The following is a 13,588-nucleotide window of genomic DNA, read 5'->3' as shown; positions in this document are numbered from 1 at the left end:
CAGATGAAAAGAACGCTGGCTATAGCAAGTTCAGTAGTAATAGTTGCACTTGCAGGTTGTTCAAGCCAAATAGATAGAAAAACCGCGTCTGGCAGCTACGAATACTTAAAAACTAAAGAACAAGAACCTCTAACAGTACCTTCTGACCTAGATGCACCTGCTTTTTCTCGTGATTTTGAATTACCTGAATTAGGCCAGGAAGTCGATCCAAACTTAGTGGGTAAATCTTTGATGATTCGCTCGCCAGCCCTAGTTTTACCATTGGTAACGGGCTCTCACATTGAGGAAGGTAAAAGTACAGCAACCATTTGGTTTGATCAGGTTGACGACAGTCAGCCTCTGAGCCAGGCAATATGGAATTCTCTTTTAAGTTTCTTAGACGAACAGGGTATCGGTGTAGATAGATTTAGCGCGGAAGACAGAGTACTAGTCACTGATTGGATGGTAATGACGAGGGAGATCGACGGACCTTGGTATAGCTTTTCTGATGAAGAAAGCGAGATCGGGCGACGTTTCGAGTTTAACTTAGACGTTAAACCTCATGGTCGTAGTGCTGCACTAACTGTGGAATTAAAAGACTACATGCAAACCTTGGGCAACGATGTAATTGCAGAGGTGTCTTCTATGGAAGAGCGCCGTGAAGAGGTAGAAGTGTTAAACCAAGTTATTGGTCACTATGAGTATCAGATTCAATTAGCAGAAACGCGAAGAATTGCCCAGATCCGTCAGGGGATTAAAACCGAGATGGGCTTTAATGCCGATGGTGACGCGGCGTATGTCATAGATGCCAAGTACGATGTAGCATGGCCTAGAATGCTGTTAGTACTACGTAAACTTGGTTTTGACGTTAAAGATTTAGATAAATCAAATGGCCTATTATTTGTCACTTACAACGGTGATCAAGGTAGTTGGTGGGATGGTTTATTCTCGAGCGATAAAGAAATTCTCAAAAAGGGTGATTATCGTTTGAAAGTTGCAAGAGCGGGTGCAGATCGCACATCAGTTACCTTCATGAACAATGAAAGTGTACCGTTTGAAGCAAATCAGGTTTCCGACCTTTACAGTGCATTTGCTGAGGTCATGTCAGAAGATAACCTTGATATATAACTGAGACTGAGAATGGAAAAACGCGACGAGCTTTACCGCGGTAAAGCAAAAACTGTTTATTACACTGATGATAGCGATAAATTAATTCTTCACTTTAGAAACGACACTTCAGCGTTCGATGGAGAGAAGATTGAGCAGCTTGATCGCAAAGGTGAGGTAAACAACAAGTTTAATCACTTTATTATGACAAAGCTTGAAGAAGCGGGCATTGCAACACAAGTTGAAGCGCTAGTTTCTGACACTGAGTCTTTGGTTAAGAAGCTCGACATGATTCCTGTTGAGTGTGTGGTGAGAAACTTATCTGCCGGCTCTTTGGTACGCAGACTGGGTGTGGAAGAAGGCCAAGAACTAAACCCTCCTATTTTCGAGTTTTTCCTTAAAAACGATGCACTTCATGACCCAATGGTAAATGACTACCACATTTTGTCGTTTGGTTGGGCAACTGAAGCTCAAATCGCTGAAATGAAAACGCTGACGTTTAAGGTTAACAGTGTACTAAAAGCGCTGTTTGAGGAAGCAGGTATGTTGCTTGTCGACTATAAACTAGAGTTTGGTGTCGATAAAGATGGCAACATTGTCTTAGGTGATGAATTTACTCCCGACGGCTGTCGTTTATGGGATAAAGAAACCCGTAAGAAGATGGACAAAGACCGCTTCAGACAAGGACTTGGCTCTGTTGTTGAGACATACATTGAAGTGGCAGAGCGCCTTGGCTTGTCGCTGTAAAACGACGAATAAGCAATGACTAAACAAAAGAGGACCTTTCGGTCCTCTTTTTTGTTCTAGCAAGCTTCCTAGCTTCATTCTGGGCCAGTCATTCCTGCATTCCCACGCTTCGCCAAGAGATTTGCCAGCGCCTTCTGAGTGGCCAATTATCTATGCGAACTGGTATTATTTCGTTGTTAATATATTGCATTTTGTATACTCGAATTTACTTCATAGGGGATAACGGGATAAGCTATCGAAGTGTTTGGAATTTTGCATGTAAAACTACGGAGATTCACACTGTTGAAAACGTTTGTATTGGTTGCTGTTGCCATGTTTGCATTTGCTGCTAATTCACTACTTTGCCGTATGGCTCTTGCTAATACCGATATAGATCCCGCTAGTTTTACTATTTTGCGCTTGGCGAGTGGGGCTATAGCATTATTGTTTTTATCTTCCTATTCCCTGCGGTTTAGAAGAAAGAGTGCGCCTTCTGAACGTGTTTTTCATGGGCTAAAAGCCAATGCCAGTATACCTGGCGGTATTTCTTTATTCTTTTATGCAATTTTTTTTTCCTTTGCTTACATATCCATGTCTACAGGTACTGGAGCACTATTACTATTTGGTGCGGTTCAATTGACTATGATATCCGCAGGGTTACTTAACGGAGAGCGTTTCAAAAAGCGTCAGTGGTGTGGATTCGCTCTTGCGTTTACAGGTTTAATCATTCTTTTGCTACCAAGTGCTTCAGCGCCCTCTTTACTGTCGGGAGCACTCATGTTTATAGCGGGAATTGCTTGGGGTATTTATTCACTACTAGGTAAGAGAAGTGCGTCTGCGCTTTTATCTACGTCAGGCAACTTTATATATGCCTCGCTGCTCTGTATTCCTTTGACGATATTTGTTGCTGCAAGCGGTTCAGAACAGTTTGTTTTCGATAAGGCAGGCATTTATTACGCCCTTGCATCAGGCGTTATGGCTTCTGGTTGTGGTTATGCTGTTTGGTACAGCGCGCTACCGCTTATCAAGTCAACGAGTGCTGGAACGGTCCAATTAAGTGTGCCTGTACTTGCAACGATTATGGGATGGGGCGTATTAGGAGAGCAGCTGAGTTTACAGATTCTGGTCGCTGCGGTTGCGACGCTTGGTGGGATTTACTTGGTAATTAAAAAATAGAAACAATACAGGGTGCACATTCGGATGATTGCCAAAATACCCTTAAGGTCATAATTTCGTATAGTGGTATGAAAATCGACGAAGCGACGATCGGTAAGAATCTCAGCCAGCGTTTACGCTGAACCTATGTTATTGCTGAACAAAAGTAAGTGGGCAGCAGCGATAGCTGTCTATATTAGCAAACTTGTTTGCGTTAGATTAAGCCAAGTCAAAATTAAAGAGGTCGTAGCGGCTATTCACTGTTACGATAATTCACTGTAAAAAAACGGAGGGGAATAGCGCTGTATGAATGAGCGTTGGTTACACTAACTTCAGTGCTTTAGGAACCTATGTTAAGTAAAAAACAAGAAATAGCTAATGAACGTGAACGGCTCAGTGCGTTAAAGCGACTTGGCATTGTGAACACGCCGATGGAGGCTCGGTTTGATCGGATAACCGAATTGGCATGCCGTGTTTTTAATTGTAAATTTGCGTTCATCTCATTTGTGGAAGAACACCGTCAATGGTTTAAATCTTCGGCAAACATTGATATAACGGAAACTCCTAAACACGAATCAGTGTGCTCTCACGCTATTGAACAGCAGCATCCTCTAGTCATCACCAATATGTTGGAAGATGAACGCTTCAAAAATAATCCTCACGTTATTAGCCATCCATATTTTCGTTTTTATGCAGGTGTTCGGCTTTTGTTTGAAGGTTATGCGGTAGGTACGCTTTGTGTGCTTGATGATCAGCCTAAGCATTTTAATGGGCTGCAAATTGAGCAATTGAAAGGCTTTGGTGAATTGGTCGAGAATGAATTAAACAGAAAGGAATATAACGACCTTTCTGATCAGTTAGAAGAATACCAATTTAAACTTGCCCAAACACAAAAAATAACCCGGGTACGAAGTGCTATTTTGGAAAAAGTGGTAAATGCAGAATCTTTGCATACTGTGTTACATGACATTGTTTATGCGATTGAAGCGGAATATACGGAGCAGATTTGCAGCATTCTCTTACTTGAAAACGGTAAGCTCAAAAAAGGTGCAGCGCCTTCGTTACCTGATTTTTATAATGACGCCATTAATGGAATAGCAATAGGGGAAGGTGTTGGTTCGTGTGGTAACACTGCGGCAACTAACGCACTCACTATTGTAGAGGATATCAGTTCACATCCATTTTGGTCTGCCTGGAAAGAATTAGCAGCATCGGCGGACGTAGCGGCTTGTTGGTCGCAGCCTATACAAGGAGCGAATGGCGATGTCATCGGTACTTTCGCTATTTATCATCGCGAAAAGGCGGTACCCACAGCAGAAGAAAGAGTCTTAATTAAACAATTTGCACATATCGCGAGTATTGCCATAGAACGAGAGTTGGCGAACAGGCTCATATGGAAACAGGCTAACTTTGATTCGTTGACAGGCTTACCAAACCGAAATTTAATGCTTGAACATTTACAATTGGCGATGAAAACCGCTGACCGCGAAAATGAAAAGGTCGCCGTGGTATTTTTGGACTTGGATAACTTCAAAGATGTTAACGACACGCTAGGACACGATGTCGGTGACAAGCTGTTGGTCGAGTGTGCTACGCGTATAAAACGCTGCTTACGTGCCGATGACACTGTATCAAGACTAGGCGGCGACGAATTTGTCATTATTTTAAATGGCATACTTGGTTTAAGTTCGATAGAAAACGTTGTACAGAAGCTCTTGGGCGAAATCGTTAAGCCGTATACCTTGGAGTTTGAGCGCGTTCACACCAGTGCGAGCATGGGCGTTACCCTGTACCCCGATGATGCAACCGACGTGAAAGAACTATTAAAAAATGCCGACCAGGCCATGTATGGTGCGAAAGCACAGGGAAAAAATAGTTATCATTACTTCACCCATGATATGCAAAAAGCGGCAATTAAAAGAATATCGCTATTAAATGATTTACGTTATGCAGTAAAAAACAACGAACTGTTCCTAGAGTACCAGCCTATCGTGTGCTTCAACGGTACGAAAGACTTAAAAGCCGAAGCTTTACTTCGGTGGCAGCACCCTGAAAAAGGGCGAATAGCTCCCGATGATTTTATTCCCTTAGCGGAAGAGTCTGGTCTTATCATTGAAATAAGTAACTGGGTTTTCGAAGAAGTTACCAAGCGTATTAAGCTGTGGCGTATCAAACATAATAAAGATATTCAGATAAGTATTAATACTTCGCCAAGCCAATATTTCAATCAGGAATCTAACATCACGGAATGGCTATCGTTGTTACTCGAGAAGGGTCTCAGCGCACGCTCTATATTACTTGAGGTTACTGAGAGTCTATTGATGGAGGCTGACGCCGATGTATCTAAGAAGTTATTCCAATTCATGCAAGCAGGAATTGAGATCGCCTTAGATGATTTTGGTACCGGTTTTTCTTCAATTTCGTACTTGAAAAAGTTTCCTACCGATTACATCAAAATTGATAAGAGCTTTGTAAACTCTATGACCGACGTGAGTAACGATAAGGTGTTATGTGAAGCAATTATTGTAATGGCCAAAAAATTGGGAATTAGAGTGGTTGCTGAAGGTGTAGAAACACAAGAGCAGTTCGACATCTTAAGCAGTATGGGCTGTGACTATGCGCAAGGTTATTTTATTGCTAAACCAATGGAAATTTCCGTTTTTGAGGCTTATTTAGAAGAAAACTAGCGCGTTGCGCGCTAGTTTTTATTAATCATTCAAATACATTTGATTAAGCTTAGGAAAGAGTAGCTAGTGCTTTTCCAGAATACTTTTCCAGCTCTTCCGTTCGGTTTTCTTTTATTTTATTGGCCCAGTTTGGATCTTGTAGCAATGCTCTTCCTACTGCAACCAAATCAAACTCGCCTGCATCCAACCGTTCAAGCAAATCATCAACTGCGCGAGTGCTCGAATCCTGTCCTTTAAATGCGCCGAAGAAGTCGTCATTCAGCCCAACTGAACCTACTGTGATAGTGGGCTTTCCAGTGAGTTTTTTCGTCCAGCCTGCAAGGTTTAGATCACTGTCTTCGAATTCACTTTCCCAATAGCGTCGCTGAGAACAATGAAAAACATCTACACCGGCTTCACTTAAAGGAAGTAGAAACTGCTCTAACTCTTGTGGAGAATGTGCTAAACGGGCGGTGTAATCTTGTTGTTTCCACTGTGAATAGCGAAGCACGATGGGGAAGTTGGAGCCAGTCGTAGCGCGTATGGCTTTTATAATTTCAACTGCAAAACGACCACGGTTTTCCATACTACCGCCCCAACTATCGCTTCGCTGATTAGTACCTTCCCAGAAGAACTGGTCGATAAGGTAACCATGCGCGCCGTGAATTTCTATCCCATCCATGCCGATAGCCTTAGCGTCTGCTGCCGCTTGAGCAAAAGCGGCAATGACAGATTCTATATGCTCAACGGTCATTGGTTCAGCGCCCTGTTTTCCGGGTTTGAACAAACCCGAAGGACCGGCACTTGGAAGTTCAGAGTAGGGCGCTTTGTCGGCAACTCTTGCCATACCGACGTGCCACAGCTGAGGCATAATTTTTCCACCTACACTATGGACGTCTTCTACCACATTTTTCCAACCGGCAAGGGCTTGGTCGCCGTGGAATTGAGGGATATTAGCGTCCATCGTAGCGACTTTATCGTTTACTGTAGTGCCTTCGGTGATAATTAAACCTGTACCACCTTGAGCGCGGCGTTTGTAGTAACCTGCCACGTCATTGGTAGGGACACCGCCAGGTGAAAACTGACGAGTCATGGGCGCCATAACGATGCGGTTAGTCAACGAAAGACTTTTGCATTTAAAATCGGAAAAAAGAGTGGTTTTATTCATTAACGTTTCATTTCTCTATTTTAAGATATAAACGAGTGTATTAGATGTGCTAAGTCAGTCAATTGACGTTTATTGATGGATTGTTATAAATGAAACATCTCGAGGTCTCTTAATACTTTAACTGCTTAATTATTTCTAATTCCTCTTTGTTGGCAAAATTCGCATTCCAATATGCCAGTTTTTTTCATTAACTTTAAACCATAAAGGCGGGATCAAGGCTATTGTCGTTGTCGAGATATAACCACCAATCATTTCTGGAAAGTCAGGCATGGCCTTAAGCTTTTCGAATGGCACAGCGCCTTGTGCGTTATGATGGCTGTGGCGTGGTAAATTGAACATAGTACAACAACTTACGCGGCGGTTTGAGTTCCATGAATGGCGTGGTCGTACAGGTTGCTTTGGGTGGCGCACAAGACTTTGGGTGGCGCACAAGACCGTAATGCTCCATATAATTGACAATCTCTAACGTGAATTTTGCGCTTAAACCTACTGCAGTAATCATAAGTGCGCCTATGACACCCGATAGAATATACGCTAATATAAATAAAAGTACGCTCATAGCCCAACCGCGAAGAAAGGCATTATGCCAGCTATAAATGGAGATATTTTTCGCTCAAGGCGTTTCTTTTCGATTTGCCATCCCGCTTTTTGTGTACCAGCAAAGGCCTTTATAAAATGAACATAAACATTGCGGCGTCTCGGCGCACTTGCAGGGTCTTCAGGTGTGGCTACTTTGATATGGTGGTTGTACACATGCTCAACTGAAAAGTTAGCGTCAAAACTAAATGCAAGGAGCCATCTTCCTACCGTAACAGCTATAGGATTGCCCACCTTGTGCACAAGTTCGTGAGCTACAACTGTAGCGACCCCACCTAACATCAACCCCAGGAAAGGAACAGCAATGACGACTTGCCAAAATGACGTATGCATTTTTGAACAAAGTGACAAGACACTTCCGTCGCTAACCGTTGCCGCCTATGCGCTAAACATGAGTAAGCGAAGTTGCATCGCAGGCTGTTGATAGAGGGGACAAACTTCAAAAACGAAAGGGATGCTTTTCCTAAGCCGAGGGCTTACGAACTGCTGCACGTAAAACAGTTGAGCGTTCAGCAAACCGCTGAGGAGCTCGGATATGCCGACTCTTTGAATTTTCGGCGAGCCTTTGTAAATTGGTATAATGTACCACCCTCTAAATACAAATAGTGCAAACCCCATTGCGGTTCATGCTCTGTTTGTATTAACTGTCGGCCCAGCCTGTATTATTTAAAAACAGGCTAGGTTTTTTAAGTCTTCGATTTAGTCAATGTTAAACTATAACTCTTGGCTAGTGGGTCTGATAACCATTTCATTTATGTCTACATCACCAGGTTGCTCAATGGCGAACGTTATAGCGCGAGCGATAGCATCAGCGTTGATTGCATCATCATACATATCATCTGCCATTTGTTTTGAGTCTTCGTGAGAAATATGATCGGTCAACTCGGTAGCAACAGCACCTGGAGAAATATTTGTGGCCCGAATTTCACCATTTGACTCTTTTCGAACGCCTTCAGTGATAGCTTTAACGGCGAACTTCGTAGCACAGTATACGGTCGCGCCAGGGAACACCACATGACCTGCAACGGATGATAAATTAATAATGTGACCGCTTTTCTGCTCTCGCATTGTCTTAAGCACTGCCGCAACGCCATACATCACGCCTTTTATATTAACGTCGATCATCCGGTCCCACTCATCTACTTTTAATTCGTCGAGGGGCGCTAGCGGCATCAAACCTGCGTTATTCACCAGCACATCAATGCGGCCAAATGCATCAACAGCAGCGTCAGCAAGTTGCTTTACCTCATCTTTGTTTGTGACATCGACAATTTTGTAAATAGCTGAACCTCCGCCACTTTCAATGTCATCAACCAGTTTTTTCAAGCGCTCTTCTCTTCGCGCACCCAATACAAGTTTAGCGCCTTTGTTGGCCAGCATCTTTGCTGTAGCTTCGCCAAGACCGCTGCTTGCACCTGTAATAATGACGACTTTTCCAGAAATTTCACTCATAACATTATCCTTACGTTTGATTGATGATAAATTGCTACGTGCAAATGCTTAACTGGATTATTAAATTTCGCAAAAATGGTAAATAGGGAACGTTGATTTGAGTAACATTACGTTAGAAAGAACGATTAAAGAAACCATTGTAAGAGAGCTTCAAAACTATTTTGATTCTGAGTTAAATGTAGAGTTGGGCCAGTTTGATGGAGAGTTTCTACTTAATTTCATAATTGAGAAAGTCGGCCCTGCGGTGTACAACCAAGGAATATCCGATGCTCGAGCTGTGCTAGAAAGACGAATTCAGTCGATTGATGAAGACCTCTACGCAATAGAAAAATAATCTGTCCCGTAGAGGAGGCACAGTTCTTGTAAGCTTGTAAGAAAGGGGCTATAAGAACGAGGGCAATTTGCCACTCGGTTTAAACGCTACAGCGGTACTTTTATTTTTAGCGGGCATTTCGCTACGCAACAACAGGGAAGAATTTCATCGTCGTCAATGAAGGCGAGGGGATCGGTGGTGTACTCAACTTCGCCTTCAATTAGCTTTGTACGGCATGCACCACAAAAGCCTTCACGACAATGGTAGTGAATATGAACGTCCGCTGCTTCAAGGGCGTTTAAGATAGTGGAATCTGAAGGGGAAATAATCGCCCCCACATCGACAACGTCGATGCGGAGTGATTTATCGTTACTGCTCATTAAGCTGTAGTTTTACAGCTCAAAATCAGCAAAGTCATCTTCGCTCACGGCAGAGTCAATCTGACCAACAAGGTAAGAGCTGATTTCAGACTCTTGAGGCGCCACTTGCACGTTGTCTGAATTCAAATAGTTATTCATCCAAGGAAGTGGGTTACTACTAATCTCAAATGGTGCATCTAGACCAATGGCAGACATACGCTGATTCGCAATGTACTCAACGTATTGGCAAAGAATTTCTTTATTCAGACCAATCATTGAGCCGTTTTGGAACAAGTAGTCAGCCCATTGCTTTTCTTGCTCAACGGCGTTCATGAAGATAGCGCGCGCTTCTTCTTTACATTCTTCTGCAATTTGCGCCATTTCAGGGTCATCTTTGCCCTTAGCCCACAAGTTTAGAATGTGCTGTGTTGAAGATAGGTGCAGATTCTCGTCACGCGCAATCAAACGAATAATCTTAGAATTCCCTTCCATTAACTTCCGCTCTGCAAAAGCAAACGTACACGCAAAAGACACATAGAAGCGAATTGCTTCTAGCGCGTTTACCGAGTTCATACATAGGTAAAGCTTCTTCTTAAGCTCGTACATATTGATAGTGTACGCAGTGCCATTAACGGTATGAACGCCTTTACCTTGAGTTTGCCAAAGCTGAGTGGCAAAAATAAGGTCATCGTAATATTTCGAAATATCAGCAGCACGTCGCTTAATTTCATCATTCACTACGATATCTTCGAATATTTCGCTAGGATCTGAGAACAAGTTACGCAGAATGTGCGTGTATGAACGTGAGTGGATAGTCTCGAAGAAAGACCATGTTTCAACCCAAGTTTCTAACTCTGGTAGAGAAATAATAGGCAAGAACGCGATGTTCGGGCTACGGCCTTGCACCGAATCTAACAGAGTTTGGTACTTGAGGTTTGAAATAAAGATGTGCTTTTCTGGGTCGGTTAATTTTTGGAAATCAACACGGTCGCGAGAAACGTCAACTTCTTCAGGGCGCCAAAAAAAGCTAATTTGCTTCTCAATAAGCTTTTCGAATATGGCATGCTTTTGCTGGTCGTAGCGTGCAACGTTTACGGGATTACCGAAAAACATCGGCTCGATCAATGGATTAGTACTTTGCTGATTAAACGTAGTGTATTTCATGATGGCCTAACTAAAACTTAATGATTAACGCGTATTATTGTTTGTGTTCTTGCTGCGAAACGCTAATGGCAAATACAGTTAATTCCTTTAATGCATTTGCCATTTAAACAGCGGGCGTGTTCTATATCTTACACGCACCACCTGCACAATCATCATCTTCCTCTACAACCACTTCTTCTTGACGTGGCATAGGCTCGCTCGCTTTAGCATCGAGTGCAGATGTGTCTGACGCGCCGTCGCGAGTGTTATGATAGTAAAGTGTTTTAACACCTAGTTTATAAGTAGTAAGAAGGTCCTTAAGAAGAAGCTTCATTGGTACCTTGTTACCTTCGTAACGGCTTGGGTCGTAGTTGGTATTAGCTGAAATAGTTTGGTCGATAAACTTCTGCATGATACCAACAAGTTGTAGATATCCATCGTTTGAAGGAATATCCCACAGTAGCTCGTATTGGTCTCTTAACGTTTCGTATTCAGGCACAACTTGTTTAAGTACACCATCCTTACTCGACTTGATGCTGATAAAACCACGCGGTGGCTCAATACCGTTTGTTGCATTAGAAATCTGCGAAGAAGTTTCTGATGGCATTAATGCTGATAGGGTAGAGTTACGCAGGCCGTGAGTTTTGATTTCTTCACGAAGTGCATCCCAATCGTAATGAAGTGGTTCATTACATACGCTATCAAGATCTTTCTTGTAGCTGTCAATTGGCATGATGCCTTGAGAATAGGTGGTTTCGTTAAATTTTGGACACGCACCTTTTTCTTTCGCAAGGTTGTTCGACGCTTTTAGTAGGTAATACTGCATTGCTTCAAACGTGCGGTGTACCAGAGCATTAGCGCTGTGATCAGAGTATTTAACGCCATTTTTAGCTAGGTAGTATGCAAAGTTGATAACACCTACGCCAAGCGTACGACGTCCCATTGTTGCGTTATATGCAGCAGGAACTGGGTAGTCTTGGTAATCAAGCAGGTTATCAAGGGCACGTACAGCAAGATCAGACAGCTCTTCAAACTCGTCAAGTGACTTAATTGCACCTAAGTTAAACGCAGATAAGGTACAAAGTGCAATTTCACCATTTTCGTCGTTAACGTGCTGTAGCGGTTTAGTAGGTAGCGCGATTTCAAGACACAAGTTACTTTGACGAACTGGTGCAACTTCTGGGTTAAACGGGCTGTGCGTATTACAGTGGTCAACGTTTTGAAGGTATATACGACCTGTGCTTGCACGCTCTTGCATGAACAAGCTGAATAGCTCCATCGCTTTTATTTGCTTTTTACGGATGCTGTCGTCATTTTCGTATTTAACATATAGCGCTTCAAACTTCTCTTGATCAGCGAAGAAGGCATCGTAAAGACCAGGTACGTCAGATGGGCTGAATAGTGAGATATAGCCGTCTTTCATCATGCGCTGGTACATCAGTTTGTTGAACTGAACACCGTAATCGAGGTGACGTACACGGTTTTCTTCAACACCACGGTTGTTCTTAAGCACTAACAGAGACTCAACTTCCATATGCCAAATAGGGTAGAACAGCGTAGCAGCGCCACCACGAACACCACCTTGTGAACAGCTTTTAACGGCTGTTTGGAAGTATTTGTAGAATGGAATACAACCCGTATGGAATGCTTCACCGCCGCGAATCGGGCTACCTAGTGCGCGAATACGGCCTGCATTTACACCGATACCAGCACGCTGGCTTACGTATTTAACAATAGCACTTGCCGTTGCATTGATTGAATCTAAGCTGTCGCCAGTTTCGATAAGTACACATGAGCTGAACTGGCGAGTAGGCGTACGTACGCCAGCCATGATTGGCGTAGGCAGTGACAGCTTGAATGTTGAAGCGGCATCGTAGAAGCGGCGAATATAGTCCATACGCGTCGCTTTGTCATAATTTGCGAAAAGGCATGCCGCCACTAAGATATACAGGAACTGTGCACTTTCGTAAATTTCACCTGTAACACGGTTTTGAACCAGGTACTTACCTTCTAATTGTTTAACCGCTGCGTAGCTGAAGTTCATGTCTCGCCAATGGTCAATGTACGTGTCCATTTCAGCAAATTCTTCAGCGGTGTAGTCTTCCAGCAAGTGTTTATCGTACTTGCCCATATCAACCATTTTTCCAACGTGCTCAAGCAGGGCTGGCGGTTCAAATTGGCCGTATGCTTTTTTGCGCAGATGGAATATGGCCAAACGCGCTGCTAAATATTGATAATCTGGCGCATCAGTGGAGATCAGATCGGCCGCTGATTTGATCAGAGTTTCGTGGATCTCGCTGGTATTTATACCGTCGAAAAACTGAATTTGTGCCTTAATTTCAACTTGTGAAACAGAAACGTTTTTAAGTCCTTTTGCTGCCCATGTAACGACTTTGTGGATTTTCTCTAAGTCGATGGACTCTTTTTCACCGTTGCGTTTGGTGACGAATAAGTTGTTGTTCATGTTACTGGCCGTTTGTCTGTTAGCGCTTGATACGTGGGCTATCTAATGCCCATTTTCGTTTTTAGTTTTAATTGTGCATGTCATTATCGCAGTTGGCTCACGCCAGATAAAAACACACACGAAAGCGGCCTAGACCGATACCGAAGGTATAAAGTAGAGACTGCTTCTTTAATTCTTTACTGCTTTTGTATGTTCAGCGAGGTTAACGTTACATACCATAAATGACATTTCCAAATACGGTCTGCAGATCTGTTCGATCCCGAAAAAAGCACTGGGATCACGAGCTGAATTAAACACAAGATAGTGAGGTTTTGTCTTTATTGCAACCCAATATCTGGTGGTATTTCAAGCACTCAATCTGGCATGAAATTTATGTTAGTAACAACTAACTTTTTAGCGTTCTACAAGCGTAAAATATCTGGAATGCAAGCGTTTTAAACAAAATCTTAATCGTAAAAA

Annotated in this window: 13 protein-coding genes; 6 read left to right on the top strand and 7 right to left on the bottom strand. The window is 42.9% G+C overall.

Annotation, left to right across the window (positions count from 1 at the left end):
* The first annotated feature begins 3 nt into the window (after nt 1-3).
* The 4 genes from bamC to V7R42_RS13465 all read left to right on the top strand — a co-directional run bounded on the left by bamC (nt 4) and on the right by V7R42_RS13465 (nt 5,654).
* The gene (gene bamC, locus V7R42_RS13480) at nt 4-1,107 is read left to right on the top strand and encodes an outer membrane protein assembly factor BamC (protein WP_334020784.1); all 1,104 of its coding nucleotides are present in this window, start codon (nt 4-6) and stop codon (nt 1,105-1,107) included.
* 12 nt (nt 1,108-1,119) lie between these two features.
* Nucleotides 1,120-1,833, top strand: a complete 714-nt coding sequence (gene purC, locus V7R42_RS13475; protein ID WP_334020783.1) for a phosphoribosylaminoimidazolesuccinocarboxamide synthase — start codon at nt 1,120-1,122, stop codon at nt 1,831-1,833.
* A gap of 279 nt (nt 1,834-2,112) precedes the next feature.
* Entirely contained in the window at nt 2,113-2,988 is an 876-nt protein-coding gene (locus V7R42_RS13470) for a DMT family transporter (RefSeq protein WP_334020823.1), read from the top strand.
* A 329-nt stretch (nt 2,989-3,317) separates the two neighbouring features.
* On the top strand, nt 3,318-5,654 hold the full coding sequence (locus V7R42_RS13465) for a sensor domain-containing phosphodiesterase (protein WP_334020782.1): 2,337 nt from the start codon (nt 3,318-3,320) through the stop codon (nt 5,652-5,654).
* 49 nt (nt 5,655-5,703) lie between these two features.
* Here the strand turns inward: V7R42_RS13465 and V7R42_RS13460 are convergent, their stop codons facing one another.
* The 3 genes from V7R42_RS13460 to V7R42_RS13450 form a co-directional block, all read right to left on the bottom strand.
* Nucleotides 5,704-6,801, bottom strand: coding sequence for an NADH:flavin oxidoreductase (locus V7R42_RS13460; RefSeq protein WP_334020781.1), 1,098 nt, complete (start codon nt 6,799-6,801; stop codon nt 5,704-5,706).
* A 135-nt stretch (nt 6,802-6,936) separates the two neighbouring features.
* Complete coding sequence (locus V7R42_RS13455; protein WP_334020780.1) at nt 6,937-7,140, bottom strand: hypothetical protein; 204 nt, start codon at nt 7,138-7,140, stop codon at nt 6,937-6,939.
* A 216-nt stretch (nt 7,141-7,356) separates the two neighbouring features.
* The gene (locus tag V7R42_RS13450) at nt 7,357-7,731 is read right to left on the bottom strand and encodes a fatty acid desaturase (protein WP_334020779.1); all 375 of its coding nucleotides are present in this window, start codon (nt 7,729-7,731) and stop codon (nt 7,357-7,359) included.
* A 72-nt stretch (nt 7,732-7,803) separates the two neighbouring features.
* On the opposite strand from V7R42_RS13450, the gene V7R42_RS19945 reads away from it, so the two are divergent.
* Entirely contained in the window at nt 7,804-8,004 is a 201-nt protein-coding gene (locus tag V7R42_RS19945; RefSeq protein ID WP_438823653.1) for a helix-turn-helix domain-containing protein, read from the top strand.
* Between the two features lie 108 nt (nt 8,005-8,112).
* Here the strand turns inward: V7R42_RS19945 and V7R42_RS13445 are convergent, their stop codons facing one another.
* On the bottom strand, nt 8,113-8,850 hold the full coding sequence (locus tag V7R42_RS13445; protein WP_334020778.1) for an SDR family oxidoreductase: 738 nt from the start codon (nt 8,848-8,850) through the stop codon (nt 8,113-8,115).
* A 97-nt stretch (nt 8,851-8,947) separates the two neighbouring features.
* Here V7R42_RS13445 and V7R42_RS13440 point away from each other — a divergent pair, with 97 nt between their 5' ends.
* The gene (locus tag V7R42_RS13440) at nt 8,948-9,184 is read left to right on the top strand and encodes a DUF2164 domain-containing protein (RefSeq protein ID WP_334020777.1); all 237 of its coding nucleotides are present in this window, start codon (nt 8,948-8,950) and stop codon (nt 9,182-9,184) included.
* 86 nt (nt 9,185-9,270) lie between these two features.
* Here V7R42_RS13440 and yfaE read toward each other — a convergent pair whose 3' ends face one another.
* The 3 genes from yfaE to nrdA form a co-directional block, all read right to left on the bottom strand.
* Nucleotides 9,271-9,543, bottom strand: a complete 273-nt coding sequence (yfaE, locus tag V7R42_RS13435; protein ID WP_014949650.1) for a class I ribonucleotide reductase maintenance protein YfaE — start codon at nt 9,541-9,543, stop codon at nt 9,271-9,273.
* 12 nt (nt 9,544-9,555) lie between these two features.
* Nucleotides 9,556-10,686 carry a class Ia ribonucleoside-diphosphate reductase subunit beta gene (gene nrdB / locus V7R42_RS13430; RefSeq protein WP_334020776.1) on the bottom strand — a complete coding sequence of 377 codons (1,131 nt, stop codon included), beginning with the start codon at nt 10,684-10,686 and terminating at the stop codon, nt 9,556-9,558.
* Between the two features lie 121 nt (nt 10,687-10,807).
* Nucleotides 10,808-13,129 (bottom strand): class 1a ribonucleoside-diphosphate reductase subunit alpha, encoded by a 2,322-nt coding sequence (gene nrdA, locus V7R42_RS13425; RefSeq protein ID WP_334020775.1) that lies wholly within the window; start codon nt 13,127-13,129, stop codon nt 10,808-10,810.
* Nucleotides 13,130-13,588: the final 459 nt, after the last annotated feature.

The sequence above is a fragment of the Alteromonas sp. S015 genome (assembly GCF_036864485.1).
Lineage (GTDB): Bacteria > Pseudomonadota > Gammaproteobacteria > Enterobacterales > Alteromonadaceae > Alteromonas.
The sequence above is the reverse complement of the archived record's forward strand: the minus strand, read 5'-3'. Positions and strand labels throughout refer to the sequence as shown.

Coding starts and splice junctions, on each gene's coding strand:
- nrdA (WP_334020775.1), bottom strand. CDS start 13,129: ATGAACAACAACTTATTCGTCACCAAACGCAACGGTGAAAAAGAGTCC.
- bamC (WP_334020784.1), top strand. CDS start 4: ATGAAAAGAACGCTGGCTATAGCAAGTTCAGTAGTAATAGTTGCACTT.
- V7R42_RS13455 (WP_334020780.1), bottom strand. CDS start 7,140: ATGTTCAATTTACCACGCCACAGCCATCATAACGCACAAGGCGCTGTG.
- V7R42_RS13450 (WP_334020779.1), bottom strand. CDS start 7,731: ATGCATACGTCATTTTGGCAAGTCGTCATTGCTGTTCCTTTCCTGGGG.
- V7R42_RS13465 (WP_334020782.1), top strand. CDS start 3,318: ATGTTAAGTAAAAAACAAGAAATAGCTAATGAACGTGAACGGCTCAGT.
- purC (WP_334020783.1), top strand. CDS start 1,120: ATGGAAAAACGCGACGAGCTTTACCGCGGTAAAGCAAAAACTGTTTAT.
- V7R42_RS13460 (WP_334020781.1), bottom strand. CDS start 6,801: ATGAATAAAACCACTCTTTTTTCCGATTTTAAATGCAAAAGTCTTTCG.
- nrdB (WP_334020776.1), bottom strand. CDS start 10,686: ATGAAATACACTACGTTTAATCAGCAAAGTACTAATCCATTGATCGAG.
- V7R42_RS13445 (WP_334020778.1), bottom strand. CDS start 8,850: ATGAGTGAAATTTCTGGAAAAGTCGTCATTATTACAGGTGCAAGCAGC.
- yfaE (WP_014949650.1), bottom strand. CDS start 9,543: ATGAGCAGTAACGATAAATCACTCCGCATCGACGTTGTCGATGTGGGG.